This window comes from Hyphomicrobium sp. (assembly GCF_019753045.1).
Taxonomy (GTDB): domain Bacteria; phylum Pseudomonadota; class Alphaproteobacteria; order Rhizobiales; family Hyphomicrobiaceae; genus Hyphomicrobium_B.
Map to the genome: position 1 here is coordinate 251150 of NZ_JAIELN010000007.1, position 16484 is coordinate 267633.

Sequence of the window (16484 nt, forward strand, 5' to 3'; positions counted from 1 at the left end):
GCTAGTGGGCCGTTTACGGACCGAGGATTTGCAATTAATTGCACAGACGACCCGACTGCGGTAGAAGCAACGTGAGAAATCATATGCAACGCAGCCGGGGTGCCGTATGGCAAGGACAAACGCTCAAGCAGTAGACAAGGGCGGCATGTCGTCGTCCCCGAGACGCGTGTTCCACGAAGTCACGATCCCCGAGGGTGCAAGCGAGTCCGAACCGATCAACGTCGGCGGCGCAGCGGTTGTCGGCGTCTACGTCACGAGCCCAGACTGGCCCGAAGCCAACATCGCCTTCGCAGTCTCGATGGACGGTGAAACGTACTACCTCGCCTGTGAGCAGGATGGTTCGCCTGCCATCGTCGAAGGCGCCATCGCCGGCCGGGCCTACGTCGCCCCGATCGCCCCGTTGCTCGCCTCCCGCTTCGTCAAGCTGATCGCGCTCGATGAGGCGGCGGTCGCCCTCGCTATGGACGTCGAAGTCACTCTGACCGTGGTCATCGCCCCATGAACCCATTCCTGTTCGTCCAGCCGGCGAAAGCAGGAAGTGGGGGTGGCAGTGGCGGTCCCTTCGATCCGTTGGGCAGCGCCGATCAGGCTGTTGCCACGCACAAGCTCGAGGCCGATGCACATCCGCAATATGCGAAGGCCGTTGACGTCGATGCTCAGTACCTGAAGAAGGACGAGGCCAACCTCGACTTCGAACGGCGCGGCGCGGCCAGTGACGCAATCGCAGCTCACGTGGCGACCTCGGACCCGCACGCCCAGTATCTGACAGAAGCCCGGGCGAACGCCCTCTACGCCAACGTCAACGCCGCGGGCGATGGGCTCGCAGCTCACGTGGCAGCCTCCGATCCGCACGCCCAGTACATGAAGGGCTCGGTTGCCGACGCCAAGTTCCAGCCGATCGCAGCCAACCTGACAGCCTGGTCGTCCGTTGCTCCGTCGTCGTACTCGACCACGACCCAGATGAACTCGGCCATCGCTGCGGCCATCGACGCAATCGCAGCCAATGCCAACGGTGTCTGGGAGACGATCCTCGATATCCGTGCAGCGCTCACGGACAACCAGGACGCCGTTGCTGTCCTGACGAATGCTATTGCTGCCAAGCAGAGCCCGGCCACGACGCTCGCTGGCTACGGGATCACGAACGCCTACACGAAGACCGAGGTCGACGCCAAGGTCACGGTCCTGAACAACACAGACGCGCTGATGGCCGTCGTGCACTCGGGCACAACGAACCCGACCGCGGCTATGGGCAAGTCCACGAACGATACGGCCTTGAACCCGCCGCAGGCGTACAAGACCGGCCACGTCTTCATCAACACGACGACGAAGTCGGCATTCCTGTGCGTCGACGACACGCAAGGCGCCGCCGTCTGGCTGCAGCTCAACAACATCGGCCCGTCGCTCGAGTCAGTCTCGCCCTTGACCAGCGTCATCGCTGGTGGAGTTACGGTCACGCTGACGGGTCAGAAGCTCACTGGTGTCACGGCGGTCACGTTCGACGGCGTCCAGGCAACTGCTGTTACGGTTGTCAACGACACGACGATCACGTGCAAGGCTCCGGCTCACGCTGCAGGTAGTGTCGCTATCCGCGTCGAGAACGCAGCCGGCCAAGCAGCCTCCAAGGGCGGCGCGTTCACGTATGTAGCAGCTCCCGCGGTCACGTCCTTGAACGTCATCAAGGGCGCAGCGACGGGCAGCACGAACGTCACGATCACGGGCTCGGGCTTCACGGGCGCAACGTCTGTCAAGTTCGATACGCTCGATGCCACGAACGTCTCAGTCGTAAACGATACGACGATCACGTGCAGAACGCCGGCTCACGCAGCTGGCGCAGTCGGTGTTTCGGTCACGACGGCTTACGGCACCGGCACGCGGGCAGCAGCCTTCACGTACGTCGCTGCTCCGTCGATCGCATCGCTCTCGGTCACGTCCGGCGATCCTGCTGGCGGTACGGCTGTCACGATCACGGGCACCGGTTTCACCGACGTCTCGGCTGTTACATTCGGCGGCCAGACGGCTTCGAGCATCGTCGTCCTCAACGATACGACGATCACGTGCCGTACGCCTGCGCGTCCCGCTGGTGCAGTTGATTGCATTGTCACGACCCTTTACGGTTCGGCCACGCAGGTATCGGCCTTCACGTACGTTGTCCCGGCTGTTGCCGATGTCACGTTCCTCGCCCAATCGGCTCTTGTATCAGGCAGCGGCACGACGCTCTCTGATACGATCAACCTGGGCGTTGAAGCGCCTGACCGGTACATCATCGTCGGCGTCACGAAGCTCAACGGCACGCCTGCTTACGTCACGAGCATTTCGATCGCCGGGGTGGTTGCTGGCCTCCTGAAGCGTGTCGAGACCGACGGCTACGCCATCGATTTCTATATCGCCAAGGTGCCGAACGGGACGTCGGGTGCCGTTTCGATTACGTACGGCGGCGCTTCGACCAACCGCAATTTCATCGCTTGGCGCATGGTCAACGCCGACCCGATCCCGTTCGCGACGGGCGGCAACCTGACGGCCATCGCTGTCCCGAGCCTCCCGTTCACGATCGACACGCCGGCCAACGGCGCGATCATCGCCTTCGGTTGGGGTACGGGTACAGGCCTGTCGACATGGACTGGCGGCGTCACGAAGGACTGCGATACCGGCGGCTCGGGCGTCTCGTTCACCGGCTTCCATATCAACAGCACGCCCGCTCAGACCGCGCGCTCGTTCTCGCTCGTGCCGAGTGGTTCGGCCCGTTGCTTGGCTGCCGCTCTGTCGTTCGCACCTAAAGCGTTCGTTCCGAGCCCGCCGGTGGAGTTCCTCGGCAACGTGTTGAGCCCGCCGAACCCAGTAACGGCAGTCGACACGTACACGATCCAGCTCGGTGCGGAAGCAGCTGACCGTCATATCGCGATCGCAATCGCCGGTACGAACGTTGCCGCAGGCGTCTCCGCCACGATCAACGGCATCGCCTGCACACTCGCCCGGCTGGAGAAGGGCTCGCAAACCCGCGCGGCGATCCTGTGCGCCAAGGTGCCAACCGGCACGTCAGGGACGCTTGTCGTCACCTGGTCCGAGGGCGCACCGGCGTCGACGATCGGCATCTATCGCTTGACCGGCATCAACGGGCCGGCACCGTACGCAACGATCGGCGGCGTAGACACGGCCAGCATCTCTGGCAGCCTCGCGGTACCGGCAGGCGGCGTCGCAATCGGCGTCCAGGCGTTGCGAGACAGCGTCTCCAACCTGATCTGGGCCGGACTTACCGAAGATGCCGACGTTGTGTCCGGCTCCAACCATCGCGGATCGTTCGCGCACGCAACCGGCACCGGCACGCTCGCCATCACCGGCTCAGGCGGCGCAGCAGGGGTGACTCACGCACTGGTATGCGCCTCTTGGGCGCCAGCTTCATAAGGACGGCCATGAACCCGTTTATCTTCATCCGCCCCAACCGCGCGTCTGCTGGGGGCGGCGATTACGATCCCAAAGGCACGGCGGCTTCGCTGATTGCCAGCCACGTCGCGGCAGCTGACCCGCATACGCAGTACCAGCGGAAGAGCACGAACCTGACCGCCTGGTCGTCGCTGGCTCCGGCTGCTTACTCGAACACGGCGCAGACGAACGCCCTGATCGCGGCTGCTATCGCAGGCCTCGTCGACGGCGCACCCGAACAGCTCGACACGATCAAGGAAATCGCGGCAGCCCTCGGCAACGATGCCAACCTTGCGGCGACGCTCACGGCCCAGATCGCAGCCAAGCAGAGCCCTGCAACCACGCTCGCCGGGTACGGCATTACGAATGCCTACACGAAGGGTGAAGTAGACGCCCTGATCCCGATCGCCGAGTCGCTCGAGATCGACAATACGGCTAACGACGCGTTCATAGCCGCCCTGGGCCTCGAGGCAACGACCGTCGAAGAGCTCGCTGCAGCTCTCGATGCAAGCGGCCCGAACAAGGCAGCGGGCGCCATCTCGTCCGCCCTCTGGATTGCGGCAGAAGCCTACGCCGCAGGCGCTGAGCTGACCCAAGTCGTCAAGGCGAAGCCCACGCTTCATCTCAGCACGACTGATCCGACCGCAGATCACGACGGCGTCACGGTCGATGAAGAACTCGAACATCCCCGGGTCTACCGCAAGGGTGACTGGTGGCTGAACACCGAAGACAACACCGTCTTCGTCTGCCTGTCCGATACGGCAGGGGACGCTCTTTGGGTGCGTGTCCAGACCGGCGACGATGATATGTCGGCCTACGTCTCGCGCACGGAAGGTGACGGACGCTACGACGCCAAGGGTGATGCCTTAGCCGCAGTCGTAGCCCACGAGGCGAAGGCCGATCCGCATCCGCAGTACCTGACGCTCCTCGAAGCCGATCTCGCTTTCGGTTTGAAGGGCGCGCTCGCGTTGATCAGCCAGGTAACGCCGGCGGCGAACACGTTCGTCTATTTCTCGGACGCTGATACGGCCGCCACGTCAACGATTACGAACATCGGCCGACAGCTGGTGTCACAGACCTCGGCCGCAGGCATGCGGACCGTCATGGGTATGGCGATCGGCTCGAACATTCAGGCCTACGACCGCGTGCTCGACATCCTGTCGTCGCTCAAGCCTGACGCCGATCAAGTTCCGTACTTCACCGACTCCGGCCACGCCGCGATGACGTCGCTGACCGAGTTCGGCCGCGAGATCATCGGTTACGAGGACGAGGCCGAGTTCAAGGCGGGCCTGCACCTCACGCCCGGCACGCACATCCAGCCGTTCAGTGGGCGTTTGGCCAGCATCACTGCACTTGAAGACCAGGGGCTGCTCGTCATTCGTGGCGGCTCGACGGTAACCATCCAGCCGATGACCGATTATATGTCGGACATCCTGAATATCTCCAGCTCCGAGCTGCTCGTCGAGAGCCTCGGTCTCGTCATCGGCCAAGACATCTTGGCGTACAACCCGAACCTGGAGAACCTGCAGCAGCTCGCTCCCGCCTACGGGCGCCTGATCGTCGGCCAGGCCAACGGCTGGGGCATCATGCTGCCGGGCTCGAACGGCCAGCTCCTGATCGCGGACAACACGACCAGCAACGGCGTGCGTTGGGGCGTGATCTCGACGGACGACCTGAACCTCGGCGACATGGCCGCGCAAAACGCTGACGACGTGGACATCACGGGCGGCAAGCTCGCCGGCCTGACGAGCGTCGCAACGATCAAGCTCGAAGCCGGGTCAGGTACGTTGACGGGCGTCGCCTTGAAAGGCCTGCCTAACCCGGTTGCTGACGGTGACGCTGCCAGCAAGAAGTGGGTGGAAGACCAGATCGGCATCGGCACGACCGACCCGCAGCTCCTCGCACTCGCTGCCCTCGAACCGCCGACCTCCAAAACGCTTCCGATGTTCACGAGCGCTGCTACGGCAACGCTGGTAGGCATCTCTGACTTCGGCGTCTCGTTGCTCGCTACGTCCTCGTCAGATGCACTCGTTACTGGGCTGGCCCTGAAGCCCGGTGTCAACGTCCAGCCGCATAGCGATGGGCTTGACGCGTTCCTCGCCATGCCGCCAACGAAGGGTCACATCTTCGTCGGCGACGGCACCGGCTGGAGCACGCTCCAACCCGGTATCGACGGCTGGGTCGTCCAGGCCGACAGCGAAAGCCCGCTCGGCGTCCGTTACGTCAACCCGGGCACGTTCGCCCTCGACGATACGCTCGAAGCCATCGGCAACACCCCGACCGAGGCCGACACGCTGATCTACTTCACGGGCGTCGATCAGGCCGCTGCAACCAGCTTCACGGCTTACGGTCGCACGCTTGCAGGTCTTGCCAGCGCTGCAGCTCTGCGCACGAACCTCGGCCTCGAGATCGGCTTGACGGTTCAGGCGTATTCGTCAAAGCTCGATGAACTCGCGGCGATCGGTTCCGATAAAGGCGCGGTGCTCGTGGGCCAAGGCGCCCATTGGACGGTATTCGGAGGCGGTGCCACCGGCCAGCACCTCGTGGCCGACGAAGACTCTCCGACCGGCCTGAAGTGGGAATACCTGCCCGACGGCATCGAGCTGCCCACCGTGTTGCGCGAGATCGCCAATCTCGGTGCCACGGCCAACAAGTTCCTGATATTCACGGGGCCGGACACGGTTACGGCGGCAGATGTCTCGTCTGCAGCCCAAGGCCTCCTGTCGAAGACGACGGTCCCCCAGATGTGGGATCACCTGGCCCTGCGCCCCGGCGTGAACGTCCTTCGCCAGAGCGAACGCCTCGACAATATCGCCAGTACGCCGTTCGGCTCAAATCCGGCTCCCAAAGCCATCATGCTGACAGGCCCGTCCACGGTCGACACCTTCACAGTCACCGAAGCCGGCCGCACGCTTGTCGGTCAGGTCAGCAATGCCGACATGCTCGACCTGCTCGGCCTCGTCGTAGGCGCGGACATTCAAGCTTGGGATCAAGGCCTCCAGGACATTGCCGAGCTGACGCCCGTCAAGGGCTCGATGCTCACCTGGGACGGCGACAACTGGGTCGAGCTCAAGGCAGGCGAAGACACGCAGCTGCTGATGGCCGACAGCTTGAAGCCGGGCGGTCTCGCCTGGAAGGATCTGTCCGGCGACGACGCGATCCTGCCCGACGCAGTCAACGCCCTGTCACCGCTCATCATCGGCGCGAACAAGCTGGCGTACTACAACAGCGGTGCATCGGCGGCGCTCACGAACTTCACGGCCTACGGGCGCACGCTGGTAGGTCTTGCAGACGCTAATGCGCTCCGCACGAACATCGGCTTGGTCATCGGTACGCAAGTCCAGGCGCACAGTGCAGTCCTCGACGTCATCGGCGACCTGACGCCGGCCGCCAACAAGGGCCTGTTCTTCACGAGCGGTACCGACGTAGCTCTTTACGACTTGTCGGCTTACGGCCGCACGCTGGTCGGCCTCGCAGATGCTAACGCCTTGAAGGCGAACATCGGCCTGCCTGACCTGCTTGCAGCCAAGGCTCCTTTGGCGTCACCCGATTTCACGGGCACGCCGCTCGCCCCGACGCCGGCACAGGGTGACGAGTCGAAGAAGATCGCCACGACTGAGTTCGCAGCGCTGCTTGTCCGGAGCGCCACGGCAGCCCAGGCGGCCTTCGATCCGGCTGGCCTGCTCGGCATCCTGACGAACCCGTTCTTCGAGATCAGCCAGCAGAACGGCCAGAACCTGATATCGAACCCCGCGGCGACACCGGCCTACGGGGCGGACCAGTGGTACTCGAAGGAGAACTGGACGACCCTGCAGATCTCCGTCCAGAACGTCAGCAGGCCGTTTGCCTCTGACGCTGGGTACGGTCGCTTGAGCAACGGCATCAAGGTGGTTGTCACGACCCCGCAGTCGACCGGCTTCCAGGCAACCGACGCCTTCGAGCCGTTCGTCCAGGATATCGAAGGACGCGTGTTCGCGGCCCTCGGGTGGGGCACGGCCGACGCCATCGACGCCCAGATCGTTGGTGTGGTCAAGGCGAGCTTCACGGGCAAGCTTCCGCTCTCGATCACGAACGGAGCCAACAACCGTAGCTACGTTACGACCATTGACGTGGTTGCCGACGTGCCGACACCGTTCTCCGTCATTATTCCGGGTGACAAGACAGGCACCTGGGCGACCGATAACGGGGTGGCAGCAACGCTTCGCTTCGGCGGCGTCTACGGCTCACCGTTCATCACGGCGAGCAAGGACGTCTGGCAGGCTGGCGCCTTCTATGCGTCGAGCGACAGTTTGAACTGGCCGTCAGTCGCCAACCGCAGCCTCACGCTCGGCATGATGCAGGTATTCCTGGTCGGCGTTCTGCCATTCACGGCGTCGTCCGCCATGAACGCGCTGACGCTGCCTCACGTCTTCAACCTGCGGCGGCCGTACACCGACGAGCTGCTGCGCTGCGAGCGGTACTTCCGTGTGCTTGGAGGCGCCGGCTTGCAGTGTAAAGCCCTGAGCCAGACCCAAGTGTTCGTCACCGCCTCGTTCCCGCAGGAGATGCGCGGTAATCCGACTATGTCCGTCGTAACGGGAGCGTTCTTCAACATTTACTCGGTAGGCACGACGACCTCGACCACGAACGCCATCAGTTACCAGTTCAGCTCACCGAAAGGAACGGAGCTTAGGGCAGAAAACTGGGACTTCCGGACGGGCTGGGCGACGGCACTGATTACCTGCGGTGCGGACAAGTCGTTCTACGCAAGTGCCCGCTTCGCATAATGCAATTAATTGCAAATAACACTTGCCTCCGCCGCTCCCTGTAGCAGAAAGACGTCAACAAGTTTCTGCTACTAGGAGTGGGCGGTGGACAAGGAAAGCAAGCTATTCAGCCTCGAGGTTGAGGCCCGCATGCTGACCAAGGAGTGGCATCGGGCTGTTGCGCTGGGCATCGAAGGATGGGCGGCAGCAGCACCAACGCAATCGCACATGAACGACGTCGCCAGACAGATCGCTGCGCTGCACGACGAGTAGTGCAATTAACTTCACTTTTCATTTGATCCAGCTCGTCATGGGCGTAGACTGATTGAAGATACACGATGCCAAGGAGTGAGGTCGTGAGTTTCCAGGCCGGACGTTTCTACGAAGTTATCGAGAATGGCGCAGTCCTCGAGCAGTCGGGCTTAAGGATCAAGCTCAGGCCTGGCGCGAGGTTCCTCTGCACCGACGTCGATGAAGACGGCACGCCCCCATTCGCTGGCGGCCGGATCGGCGCTTCCCGCGTGCGTCTTCTCCGAAGTCAGCTCGCGCTAGTTTCGCCGAGTAGTGCAATTAATGTCACGGATCAGGAAAGGCCCGTCTATGAAGACCCCGAAGACCGGTAAAGCGTTCGCCTCGGCAGTTCACAAGCTGAAAGATACCAAGTCAACCTCGTGGTTCACGGCGATGGAAATCGTAGCCTACGCCGCTCCGCTCAAGATCGGGCACACGCAGGCCCGCAACATCTTGAAGGGGATGGTGGACGACGGGCATTTGAAGGCCAGAAGGTTTCTGGGCGGAAGCGCGGTAGTGCGAACCTGCCTCTTGTATTCCAAGGACGGCGATGACGCGAGCTTCGAGGCCAAGGTCGATGAGCTGATCGCCCTCGAACCGCCGGAAGTTCCCGAACCCGTCGCCATTCCGAAATTCAGGCTGGAGTCGAAGATTGATCGCGATGGAGCCGTGGAAGCAACGACGCTGCCGGACGGCAGAGAGCTCGAGTTCATAAGCAAAGCCGAGCTGACTAACCAGCTGACCGCCCATTTCCGCTCTATCGAACTGCTGGTCGATCGGTCGCTAGAAGCGGTGCGAGAGCTACTCGCCAGCAAGGTATCGCCGGCTGTGCCCGCGCAACAGCAAAACTCACAGGGGGTATGACGATGAAATTTTACTTGCTGCTTTCCGTCTTTTGGATCGGCGCCAAAGGGTTCGAGCCAACTCAGACGAAGTACGAAGTCAAGGATCAGGCCGAGTGCATGTCTATGAGCGAAAGCCTGCTGTCGATCGACCTTTCGGAGATCGATGCCAGCGCGATCGCCGTCACCTGCATGAAGGACGACTCAGCCCGCAAAGAACGCGCGGAGAAGTGAGGTGCTGTGCCCGAAATGCGGCGCAGATACGGAAGTCCGCGATAGCCGCCCATACAAGAACTACGTTCGTCGGCGCAGGCACTGCAAGTCGTGCAAGCACCGGCATTCGACGATCGAGTTGGCCTCCGACCTGTCCTTCGGAAAGATCCAGACGCTGTTGAAGGAGACGAAGGCAGCGCTGAACAACCAGAACGCCAGCATCGACAAGGCGGCCCGCCGTATCCGGCACGTCGAGTCTGAACTGGTGAAGCTAAACGACAAGATCGCCGATGCTGAGAACGCTCCATGAAAGGATGTTTGATGGAACGCATAGAGTTCTACGTGATTGCCGAGGCGACCGACCCTGAGTTCGTTGCCGATCTGGCGAAAGCCCTGGGCTGGGTGGGTATCGACCGCTTCACGCTGCTGAAGCCGATGTTCAAGAGGACGGATGGGCGGCAGGTCTCTTACCGGCCGACGAAGCAGGCCGAGTACGACGCGCTGCCTTCCCTCTCGGAAGAGAGCCTGAAGAAGATCGGCTGTAAGCTATGGGACAGCTGGTATGGCGGCGCACGGCACTGGCTGTACCCGCCCGAGTGGTTCCCGCACATACCGAACGGGCACGCCGTCGTCTTCACGAACGGGCGCAAGGACGCCTTCGACATGCACACGACGTCGTCAGAGCGCGAGATCGGGGCCTTGTCGTTCGGGTTTATTCAGCAGCTCGAGCCGGGCATTAATTGCCCTCCGCCGGTCACCGTCTACACTGAGGGAGAAGGTAGCCGCACGAGAGAGAAGCAATGAAGCGGAAGTTAAGGATTGTACTCGAGCCAACGGTCGAGGATCTGTCGGACGAAGATCGCGCCGAGTTGAAGGAGTTTATGCACACGGTTGCGCCGGGTGTCGATCTGGAGCTCGGAAGCCTCTCCGAGACGACAGCCGCAGAAATCGCCAAGGCGTTCGAAGGAGTCGGCGCTGACGGGTACACCGAGATTACGACAGGCGCCGAACTCGACGTGAAGGTCTCGATGACCAAGGTCGAAAGCGCGGACTGGGTGAGCGGGCTCTACGACTAAAGATCCTGTTAAGCCTATTGCACGGTCACATTCGCAATTAATTGCACTGCGGTGCGTGCCTCTGTAGAAATTGATGAAAGCTATAAGGATCGGAATTAACTTCTAAAAATAGAGTGCAATCAATTGCCCAATGGAGGCAATTGAATAGACTGAAGTCGTAGCCAGGAGGGCAAATTCATGAATGTATATAGCGTAGACGTAAAGATTTGCGCGACCGCCTACGTGAAGGCGAATAGCGAAGAAGAAGCGCTTGCCTACGTCAAGGGACTGGACGGGCAGGCACTCGAGACGACAGGCAGCGTTGGCGATGTCGAGGTCTCAGGCTTGAGCCTCACCAGCCCCGATCTGCCGGACGTCAGCCTGTCACCGGCGATGACCTGTTATGGCGTCTGGGATGCCGAGACGGTGCCGGAGCTCGCTGAAGAAGGAATCCCGGTATGAGGACTAACGAAGAGCGCGCGGAGCAAGTCGAAGGGTATCTCCTCGATTTCGCCGAAGAAACGGGTCTCGACGCGGACCTGGAAGCCGACGGCCCGGCGACGGTCGCTGGCGATATGATCAGCCAGATCTTGCATTGGGTGACGATGAAGACGGGCTCGTGGGAGACGGCATTGTATGCCATGCGCTGCGGCATCGGGCATTACGTGACTGAGCAAAACATTACCGACCCGGAGGACGAACTCGGACCCGTGACCGACGTCCAGATCCAGGCCGTTTGCAATGGCGTCGTTTGGGCGACGAAGACTGGAGAGGGGGTGCCGTTCGATAAATCTTGACTCGGGGAAGATGCAATTAATTGCATATGGTACGAGATCGTCAAATAAAGTCGGAGACTATTGGTAATGAACGCGTTTTACGTTGAATACAGCCGTGAGAGACTGCTTGCCACGAAGGCCGCTTTTGATAGACGGGCGGTAATGTTTATGGCGGACTATAGGACCCGCCGACTGCAGGCGCTGCAGGATAAGAAGTCCAAGTCGATTGGCGGATTTTTCACAAATAAGATGGAGCAGCATGCCGCTGCCGAACGGGCATTCGCGACCGACCCGGCGGAGGTAACGCTCTTCGGGCAGATCACGGACGGACTGACAGCACTCAGGGAGCTGTTCGTCGCCGCCGAGCTGGCACCGGCCGGCACGAAGTTCTACGTGCCGCTGGATGAAGCTAGGTGGTTCGCCGAAGATAACGCCAGAATGTGAGTGCAATTAATTGCAAGATGTCGCTACAATCGGCGCCTTTGGAGATGGAAGGCGCAGCATGACGACGTACCACTGGCACGGTTGCAGGGTGACGACTGAAAAGGTCAAAGCGATTGCAGCCGTATATGAGCCCGGCATGGGTCCAGAGGGGCTGGCAAAAGCATTGACCAGCCTGCTCGGGGAGAAGGTCTCCCGCAGTGCCGTTATCGGGTTCTACAACCGAAGCCAGGACCTGTTGGCGCATTACCCGCTGAAGGGCCGAAACCTGAAGAAGGCACGCGAGAATGACGACATGCGCGTAACGATCACCCAAGGACGTATCGTCAAGGCGGAACGCTGGAGCATGCTGACGGACGACACGCCGTTGCCATCGTCTCCGCTACCGATCCGCACCGCCGCAACGATAGCCCCGCCCGATGAACGGGATGCGGGCAGCAAGAAGAAACGGTTGGCCGACCTCAAGAGCAAAGAGTGCCGTTGGCCGACCCACGAAGACCTCGACGGCCATATGTTCTGCGCCCACCGTACCGCGGTCGGCAAGTCGTATTGCGAGGACCACCAGAAACGCAACCGCTTCAAGGGCCGTGAAGCAGGAGTGCAATCAATTGCAAAGGACGCTGTAAATGCCGAAGCTTAGAAACGCCGGAACCGACATCGGGAAGCTCATTCAGTGGGTTGGCCGCAAGTGCCGGAACCATAACCCGCTCGAGGAGCTCGGCCTTGCCGTCAGCGCCCGCCCCGGCGCGACGACCTACAAGTCGAAGCACAAGGGCGAAGTCTTCACCTTGGCCGAAGACGACACGCTCCTCGTCTACCGAGCCGGCGGCCGGGTGTTCGCCATCCAGGCTCGCGAGACGAACGAAGAAGAGTTCGAAGGCAAGCAGCTCGAAGCGGTCGGGTACTGATGAAGACGCGACTGCACACGCTAGAAGTCTGGCTGCACCACGAGACGCAGCCAGACGATCCAGAGCGCGGAGGCCTCAAGGTATCCGACGACGGCGACGACGATCGAGCCGTGTGGCTCCCGAAGTCGCAGGTTCAGATCGAAAGCCGGCGCGGCCGGGTGATCGTCGTCACGATGCCCGAGGCTCTAGCAACGGAGAAGGGGTTGGTCTGACGGCCAAACCCCTGAGAAGACTCGTAGATTTCGCATAAGGCCGCCTCCAAGATGGACGAGCAAGGGCTACTAACTCCCCTGGAAGCAGCAAAAAAGCTTTCCATGAGTAAAAAAACGCTGCTCATTCACGTCCGTGAGGGGCGGCTCAACTTCATCAACACCGGTACAGGTGCGAAGAACAAGCGCCGCCGTTTCACGCAGAAGAACCTAGAAGATTTCTGTGCGTTACGTGAGGAGCGTGAGCAATGCCTGACCCCAAAACCAAACCCAAAAAGCCTCGACCTAAGCAAGCCTGGGAAGCCAAGGTCTACCCGAGCGCAAAAAGCTCCTATTGGCAGTATGACTTCACATACGACGGTAATCGCTTTCACGGCTCGACAAAACTCGAAGATAAAGCCGAAGCACTCGAGTTCGTAAGGCTGCTGCGCGAGAAGGCCGTAGACGACGCTGAACGCCTGAAGGCCACCGGCAACGCCCCGCTGACGATCGACATCGCGGCAGGTCGTTACTGGGATGAAGTCGGCCAGTTCCACAAAGGTGCTGCCGACACCGAGCGCGACCTGGACCGGCTCGTCGCTTACTTCGGCCCCGATAAGCGCATGGACGAGATCTCGGACGCCGAGGTAGCCAAGCTCGTCGCATGGCGGCGTGTACAGCGGCGCAAGCTCAAGGAGCCGAAAGACGGTGAGCCGCCTGTCCCGATCATCTCGCCGACGACGGTCAATCGCTCGACGACCGAAGTCCTCAAGAAGCTGTTCACCCGCGCGAAGCTGACGTGGAAGTACACGTTCCCGAAGGAACCGTACTGGCGGGCTCACTGGCTGAAGGAGCCGACCGAGCGCGTGCGCGAACTCCACGAGCACGAAGAAGCCGCGATCGCCGAGAAGGTGCGTGAGGACTACGCGCCGTGGCTCGAGTTCGTCCACCTGTCCGCGCTTCGTTTGAACGAGACGCTGCTCAAGTGGTCGTACGTCAACTGGTCGACGAAACTGATCTCGGTGCCGGATGGCAAAGGCGGCGAACCCGTCACGACTCCGATCACGCCGACGATCCGAGCGTTGCTGTGGCCGTTGCGCGGCGACAACGAGGAGTGGGTGTTCACGTACATCTGCAGACGCCCGCGAGAAGGTCAGACGAAAGGCAAGCGCTACCCGATCACGTATCAGGGCGCGAAGACTCAGTGGCGGCGTATGGCTGGTCGCGCGAAGCTCAAAGACTTCCGTCTCCACGACCTCCGGCACGACACGGCGACGAAGCTTTTGCGCAAGACTGGCAACTTGCGCTTGGTGCAGAGAACGCTAAACCACAAGCGGGTGACGACCACGTCGAGATACGCGCACGTTATGAACGAAGATGTGTCGCGCGCCCTCGAAGATCACGCAAAGTCCCGGACTTTGTTCCGGACCAGGAAGAAGAAGGCAGCCTAAGTCATTGATACTGCAGGGCTTCGGTTCCGACGCGTCTACACCTGGGGGACTGGGGGTCGGAGGTTCAAATCCTCTCGCTCCGACCAATCTTTTTCGAACGCTTGGCGCGATCGCGAGAACACACCTCGTTCGGCCAGTGTTCGCACTCCCGATGCTCTTCCTCGCCGGCCCTCATGCGATTTCCGCTTCCGGCACTATGCTGAGCGACGGCGCCTGCGTTTTGGCCCCAAGCGGACTATTGCGGCCCGCTTGCGGCCTAATCGTCATACATACCGATGGGACGCGATTCTGCGCTCTGCTCAGACGATCTTGGCGTAGGCCTCGATCTCAACCTTTTGCCAGGGCCGCATCATGGACGTGACTTGCACGAGCGTGCTGGCCGGCCGGATCGCATCGAACGTTTCGAGGTGGGCTCTGGCAACGTCTTCGGCGTCGTTGATATCGCGAAGGTAGACGACCGTTCGAACGACCTGGCTCGTCGTTGCTCCGGCATCGGCGAGAGCTTTCTCGATGATCGCCAGCGCAGCGCGTGTTTGTGTGTATACGTCGCTTTTCTCGTTCCCCGCAGGCGCACAGGTTCCCGAAACGTGCACGTCGTCGCCCACGCGCACGGCGCGCGAATATCCGAAGACGGATTCGTATGCGCCGCCGGATGAAACGTTGAGCCGCTGATTTTTGTTTGCGGTTTTTGTCATGTCGCTCCTTTCGAGGTTTATTTGTTCACCGCGTCGCGAATTCGATACCAGGTCTCGACGACCGGCACGGCTCGCTTGGCAATCGGATGGAAGGGGAAGCTCGGGAAATCGAGATCGTCGAAGGCGGTCTTGCCTTCCGGATCTTGGAGAAGCTTGAGCGCGATCTTGTGGCCGAAGTACGTGGCGCGCGAAACGCCCGTCCCGCAATATCCGAGCGCGAAGTGAATTCCGCCGGCGGTGCGGCCGATATGCGGAACTTCATCGTAGGTGTATCCGATCTGGCCGGTCCACGCGTGCGTTACGGGCGTGTCGCGAAGCGCGGGAAACACATGCAGCATGTCTCTCGCTAGGTGGCGGTAAGCGGCCGCGGATGTTTCGGGTGCGAGCCTGCCGACCCGGCCTCCCCAAACGACTCGCCGTTCTCCGGGCGCCGCGCGATAATAGTAGAATACGCGATTGGTATTCCCATAGACGCGAAGCTTCGGCATCAAATTCGAAAAGAGCGCCTCCGGAATCTCGTCAGTGGCGATGAGCGCGGAGCCGATCGGAACGATGCGCTGGCCGAGCTCGGGAACGATGTTCCCGGTATATCCGTTGGTCGCAACGATGACTTCGCGGCACGTCATATCATCGATAGCGGTGCGGATTTTGAAGCCGTCGTAATCGTGCGTGATGCCATTGACCGCAGCATTGCCGATAATTTCGCCGCCGAGCGCCGCGATCTTTTCCATCAATCCCGCGTGGTAGCGGGCGGGGTGTAACGAGGCATCGTTCGGAAGAACGGAACCGCCGAAGAAAACATCGGACCCGATCTCGCTGTGCTGCTCGGATTTCGGCACCATAAAGCTCTCGACGCCCGCTATATTGCGGAGATCCGCCATGTCGCGCGCCATGGCTTCGTAATGCTCGGGCTGCATTGCGCCGCGAAATCGGCCGCACCGAGAGAAGGCGCAATCGATGTTCTCGCTGGCGATCAGATGCTCGATATAGTCGAGCATGCGCGTGCCCTCGCGCAAAAGCTCCTCTGCCTTCCGCCGGCCGCGCAGCGCGATGAGTTTTGCGACGCGAAATTTCTGATTGCCACTTCCGACTTGGCCGCCATTGCGGGTGCTGGCGCCCATGCCCGGGACGCCGGCATCCAAGACGATGACGGAGCGGCCTCTCTTGAGAAGCGTCAGCGCCGCGGAGAGGCCAGTAAAGCCTGAGCCGACGATCACGACATCGGCACGCGCCGGCAGAAATTGATTTCGCACCTCTGGCGGGCGCGGTGCCGCTTCCCACCAATAGGGCTTGAATTTGAGACTGCCGGTCGTGGCGTTTCTGCGCGCGAGATCCAACGCGCGTATGCCGCTGGAGCTTGAGATTTCGTCATTCATTGTGTGTGGCGGCCCTAATTCTTGCGCGAAGTTCCACGCATCCGACGTTTATTCTTGTACAAATAAGTTGCACTACGTGCAAGTTG

At 61.2% G+C, this 16484-nt stretch carries 19 protein-coding genes and 1 pseudogene; 18 read left to right on the forward strand and 2 right to left on the reverse strand.

Annotated features, from left to right (window positions below):
- Positions 1-106 precede the first annotated feature (106 nt).
- The 18 genes and pseudogenes from K2Q04_RS09845 (at position 107) to K2Q04_RS09925 (ending at position 14327) form a co-directional block, all read left to right on the forward strand.
- Positions 107-502: a hypothetical protein gene (locus K2Q04_RS09845; protein WP_291162637.1), complete on the forward strand. Its 396-nt coding sequence runs from the start codon at positions 107-109 to the stop codon at positions 500-502.
- Positions 499-3399 carry an IPT/TIG domain-containing protein gene (locus tag K2Q04_RS09850; protein WP_291162639.1) on the forward strand — a complete coding sequence of 967 codons (2901 nt, stop codon included), beginning with the start codon at positions 499-501 and terminating at the stop codon, positions 3397-3399. The genes K2Q04_RS09845 and K2Q04_RS09850 overlap by 4 nt, the downstream gene beginning before the upstream one ends.
- Before the next feature lie 8 nt (positions 3400-3407).
- Complete coding sequence (locus K2Q04_RS09855) at positions 3408-8183, forward strand: hypothetical protein (protein ID WP_291162641.1); 4776 nt, start codon at positions 3408-3410, stop codon at positions 8181-8183.
- An 84-nt stretch (positions 8184-8267) separates the two neighbouring features.
- Positions 8268-8435: a hypothetical protein gene (locus K2Q04_RS09860; protein ID WP_291162643.1), complete on the forward strand. Its 168-nt coding sequence runs from the start codon at positions 8268-8270 to the stop codon at positions 8433-8435.
- Positions 8436-8500: 65 nt separating this feature from the next.
- Positions 8501-8785: a hypothetical protein gene (locus tag K2Q04_RS09865; protein ID WP_291162646.1), complete on the forward strand. Its 285-nt coding sequence runs from the start codon at positions 8501-8503 to the stop codon at positions 8783-8785.
- Positions 8763-9317, forward strand: coding sequence for a hypothetical protein (locus tag K2Q04_RS09870; RefSeq protein WP_291162649.1), 555 nt, complete (start codon positions 8763-8765; stop codon positions 9315-9317). Before K2Q04_RS09865 ends, K2Q04_RS09870 begins: the two co-directional genes overlap by 23 nt.
- Positions 9318-9319: 2 nt before the next feature.
- Positions 9320-9529, forward strand: coding sequence for a hypothetical protein (locus K2Q04_RS09875; protein ID WP_291162651.1), 210 nt, complete (start codon positions 9320-9322; stop codon positions 9527-9529).
- Between the two features lies 1 nt (position 9530).
- Complete coding sequence (locus K2Q04_RS09880) at positions 9531-9818, forward strand: hypothetical protein (RefSeq protein WP_291162654.1); 288 nt, start codon at positions 9531-9533, stop codon at positions 9816-9818.
- A gap of 11 nt (positions 9819-9829) precedes the next feature.
- Positions 9830-10312 carry a hypothetical protein gene (locus K2Q04_RS09885; protein WP_291162656.1) on the forward strand — a complete coding sequence of 161 codons (483 nt, stop codon included), beginning with the start codon at positions 9830-9832 and terminating at the stop codon, positions 10310-10312.
- Positions 10309-10584, forward strand: coding sequence for a hypothetical protein (locus K2Q04_RS09890; protein WP_291162658.1), 276 nt, complete (start codon positions 10309-10311; stop codon positions 10582-10584). The genes K2Q04_RS09885 and K2Q04_RS09890 overlap by 4 nt, the downstream gene beginning before the upstream one ends.
- A 177-nt stretch (positions 10585-10761) precedes the next feature.
- A complete protein-coding gene (locus K2Q04_RS09895) occupies positions 10762-11025 on the forward strand; it encodes a hypothetical protein (protein WP_291162661.1) in 264 nt (87 codons plus the stop codon).
- On the forward strand, positions 11022-11360 hold the full coding sequence (locus tag K2Q04_RS09900; protein WP_291162663.1) for a hypothetical protein: 339 nt from the start codon (positions 11022-11024) through the stop codon (positions 11358-11360). The genes K2Q04_RS09895 and K2Q04_RS09900 overlap by 4 nt, the downstream gene beginning before the upstream one ends.
- A 66-nt stretch (positions 11361-11426) precedes the next feature.
- Entirely contained in the window at positions 11427-11783 is a 357-nt protein-coding gene (locus tag K2Q04_RS09905) for a hypothetical protein (protein ID WP_291162666.1), read from the forward strand.
- Positions 11784-11841: 58 nt separating this feature from the next.
- Positions 11842-12420 carry a GcrA family cell cycle regulator gene (locus tag K2Q04_RS09910; RefSeq protein ID WP_291162668.1) on the forward strand — a complete coding sequence of 193 codons (579 nt, stop codon included), beginning with the start codon at positions 11842-11844 and terminating at the stop codon, positions 12418-12420.
- Entirely contained in the window at positions 12407-12688 is a 282-nt protein-coding gene (locus K2Q04_RS09915; RefSeq protein ID WP_291162671.1) for a hypothetical protein, read from the forward strand. The genes K2Q04_RS09910 and K2Q04_RS09915 overlap by 14 nt, the downstream gene beginning before the upstream one ends.
- Positions 12688-12900 (forward strand): hypothetical protein, encoded by a 213-nt coding sequence (locus tag K2Q04_RS09920; protein ID WP_291162674.1) that lies wholly within the window; start codon positions 12688-12690, stop codon positions 12898-12900. The genes K2Q04_RS09915 and K2Q04_RS09920 overlap by 1 nt, the downstream gene beginning before the upstream one ends.
- A 51-nt stretch (positions 12901-12951) precedes the next feature.
- Positions 12952-13107: pseudogene (locus K2Q04_RS22215) on the forward strand (hypothetical protein); the annotation flags it as partial.
- Positions 13108-13145: 38 nt separating this feature from the next.
- On the forward strand, positions 13146-14327 hold the full coding sequence (locus K2Q04_RS09925) for a site-specific integrase (protein ID WP_291162676.1): 1182 nt from the start codon (positions 13146-13148) through the stop codon (positions 14325-14327).
- A 299-nt stretch (positions 14328-14626) separates the two neighbouring features.
- Here the strand turns inward: K2Q04_RS09925 and K2Q04_RS09930 are convergent, their stop codons facing one another.
- Positions 14627-15022: a RidA family protein gene (locus tag K2Q04_RS09930; RefSeq protein ID WP_291162679.1), complete on the reverse strand. Its 396-nt coding sequence runs from the start codon at positions 15020-15022 to the stop codon at positions 14627-14629.
- 17 nt (positions 15023-15039) lie between these two features.
- Positions 15040-16398: an FAD-binding oxidoreductase gene (locus K2Q04_RS09935; protein WP_291162682.1), complete on the reverse strand. Its 1359-nt coding sequence runs from the start codon at positions 16396-16398 to the stop codon at positions 15040-15042.
- Positions 16399-16484: the final 86 nt, after the last annotated feature.

What these genes read in the sequence shown, in the direction of transcription:
- K2Q04_RS09845 (WP_291162637.1), top strand. Translation starts at nt 107, where the DNA reads ATGGCAAGGACAAACGCTCAAGCAGTAGACAAGGGCGGCATGTCGTCG.
- K2Q04_RS09850 (WP_291162639.1), top strand. Translation starts at nt 499, where the DNA reads ATGAACCCATTCCTGTTCGTCCAGCCGGCGAAAGCAGGAAGTGGGGGT.
- K2Q04_RS09855 (WP_291162641.1), top strand. Translation starts at nt 3,408, where the DNA reads ATGAACCCGTTTATCTTCATCCGCCCCAACCGCGCGTCTGCTGGGGGC.
- K2Q04_RS09865 (WP_291162646.1), top strand. Translation starts at nt 8,501, where the DNA reads ATGCCAAGGAGTGAGGTCGTGAGTTTCCAGGCCGGACGTTTCTACGAA.
- K2Q04_RS09870 (WP_291162649.1), top strand. Translation starts at nt 8,763, where the DNA reads ATGAAGACCCCGAAGACCGGTAAAGCGTTCGCCTCGGCAGTTCACAAG.
- K2Q04_RS09875 (WP_291162651.1), top strand. Translation starts at nt 9,320, where the DNA reads ATGAAATTTTACTTGCTGCTTTCCGTCTTTTGGATCGGCGCCAAAGGG.
- K2Q04_RS09885 (WP_291162656.1), top strand. Translation starts at nt 9,830, where the DNA reads ATGGAACGCATAGAGTTCTACGTGATTGCCGAGGCGACCGACCCTGAG.
- K2Q04_RS09890 (WP_291162658.1), top strand. Translation starts at nt 10,309, where the DNA reads ATGAAGCGGAAGTTAAGGATTGTACTCGAGCCAACGGTCGAGGATCTG.
- K2Q04_RS09895 (WP_291162661.1), top strand. Translation starts at nt 10,762, where the DNA reads ATGAATGTATATAGCGTAGACGTAAAGATTTGCGCGACCGCCTACGTG.
- K2Q04_RS09900 (WP_291162663.1), top strand. Translation starts at nt 11,022, where the DNA reads ATGAGGACTAACGAAGAGCGCGCGGAGCAAGTCGAAGGGTATCTCCTC.
- K2Q04_RS09905 (WP_291162666.1), top strand. Translation starts at nt 11,427, where the DNA reads ATGAACGCGTTTTACGTTGAATACAGCCGTGAGAGACTGCTTGCCACG.
- K2Q04_RS09910 (WP_291162668.1), top strand. Translation starts at nt 11,842, where the DNA reads ATGACGACGTACCACTGGCACGGTTGCAGGGTGACGACTGAAAAGGTC.
- K2Q04_RS09915 (WP_291162671.1), top strand. Translation starts at nt 12,407, where the DNA reads ATGCCGAAGCTTAGAAACGCCGGAACCGACATCGGGAAGCTCATTCAG.
- K2Q04_RS09920 (WP_291162674.1), top strand. Translation starts at nt 12,688, where the DNA reads ATGAAGACGCGACTGCACACGCTAGAAGTCTGGCTGCACCACGAGACG.
- K2Q04_RS09925 (WP_291162676.1), top strand. Translation starts at nt 13,146, where the DNA reads ATGCCTGACCCCAAAACCAAACCCAAAAAGCCTCGACCTAAGCAAGCC.
- K2Q04_RS09930 (WP_291162679.1), bottom strand. Translation starts at nt 15,022, where the DNA reads ATGACAAAAACCGCAAACAAAAATCAGCGGCTCAACGTTTCATCCGGC.
- K2Q04_RS09935 (WP_291162682.1), bottom strand. Translation starts at nt 16,398, where the DNA reads ATGAATGACGAAATCTCAAGCTCCAGCGGCATACGCGCGTTGGATCTC.